The organism is Herbaspirillum lusitanum P6-12, assembly GCF_000256565.1.
GTDB classification, from domain to species: domain Bacteria; phylum Pseudomonadota; class Gammaproteobacteria; order Burkholderiales; family Burkholderiaceae_D; genus Herbaspirillum; species Herbaspirillum lusitanum.
On sequence record NZ_AJHH01000586.1, the window covers coordinates 1 to 965 of the forward strand.

At 66.6% G+C, this 965-nt stretch carries 3 protein-coding genes; all 3 read left to right on the forward strand.

The genetic code is table 11. The annotated features are described in order from the left end of the window. Window positions 1-202: hypothetical protein (locus tag HLUSI_RS34365; RefSeq protein WP_040503689.1), on the forward strand; the 202-nt coding region annotated here is incomplete at its 5' end. A 28-nt stretch (window positions 203-230) separates the two neighbouring features. Continuing rightward, the gene (locus tag HLUSI_RS0119390) at window positions 231-824 is read left to right on the forward strand and encodes a biotin transporter BioY (protein WP_029363784.1); all 594 of its coding nucleotides are present in this window, start codon (window positions 231-233) and stop codon (window positions 822-824) included. Next, window positions 824-952: a hypothetical protein gene (locus tag HLUSI_RS34670; RefSeq protein WP_016835531.1), complete on the forward strand. Its 129-nt coding sequence runs from the start codon at window positions 824-826 to the stop codon at window positions 950-952. Before HLUSI_RS0119390 ends, HLUSI_RS34670 begins: the two co-directional genes overlap by 1 nt. Window positions 953-965 lie beyond the last annotated feature (13 nt).

Below are 965 nucleotides of genomic sequence, written 5' to 3' on the forward strand. Positions count from 1 at the left end.
GACCTACGTCGATGCGCATGTCCCGGCAACACCGGTACCGGCGCCGCCGCCGATCCTCCCGGCCACCCCCGACCAGTCCTATTACGACTGGTTGAGCGCGCATCCTGCGCAACTGTCCGACTACCTGCGCCGGCTGCTGGCACGACGCCTGGTGCGCGAGGGACGCGTCGCCGATGCGCTCGCTGCGCGGCTGGGCGGCTGACTATTTTTCTTTCATGAGAGACCCATCGATGACGACCACTACCGGAACCATGACCTCTACCCGTTCGCTTTCCTATATCGCCCTGTTTGCCGCCGTGATTGCGGTATTCGGCCTGATCCCGAAAATCGACCTGCCGTTCGGCGTGCCGATCACGCTGCAATCGCTGGGCATCATGCTGGTCGGTTGTCTGCTCGGACCGAAGCGCGCGTTTTACACGGTCGGCCTGTTCCTGGTGGCGGTGGCGCTGGGCTTGCCGCTGCTGTCGGGCGGCCGCGGCGGCGTCGCCGTGTTCGTGGCGCCGTCGGCCGGCTTCCTGCTGGGCTGGCTGCTCGGCGCGGTGGTATGCGGCGTGTCCATGCGCCTGTTCATGAAGCGCATGCCTGAGGCCAAGGGTAAAGGCCTTCTGATCGCCGCCTTCCTGTCGTCGCTGATCGGCGGCATCGTGGTGATGTACTTTTTCGGCATCCTCGGCCTGATGCTGGTGGCGCACCTGAGCGCCACGCAGGCGACGCTGGCGATGCTGGCCTTCATCCCCGGCGATCTGGTCAAGTGCGCGGTCTGCGCCGTGCTCGTGCAAAGCGTCGTGCGCGGCATGCCTTCCTGGCGCCTGGACCGCGACTGATGCCGGTGTTCGACACCGTCCACGCGCCGCTGGCGCATTGGGCGGAAGCGACGCCGCGCACCGTGGCAATCGACGATGGCGTCACGCGTCTTGATTTCGCGGCATTGGCGCAGCGGCGTCGGCGCTGAAACTGCGCTCGCC

Coding starts and splice junctions, on each gene's coding strand:
- HLUSI_RS0119390 (WP_029363784.1), top strand. CDS start 231: ATGACGACCACTACCGGAACCATGACCTCTACCCGTTCGCTTTCCTAT.
- HLUSI_RS34670 (WP_016835531.1), top strand. CDS start 824: ATGCCGGTGTTCGACACCGTCCACGCGCCGCTGGCGCATTGGGCGGAA.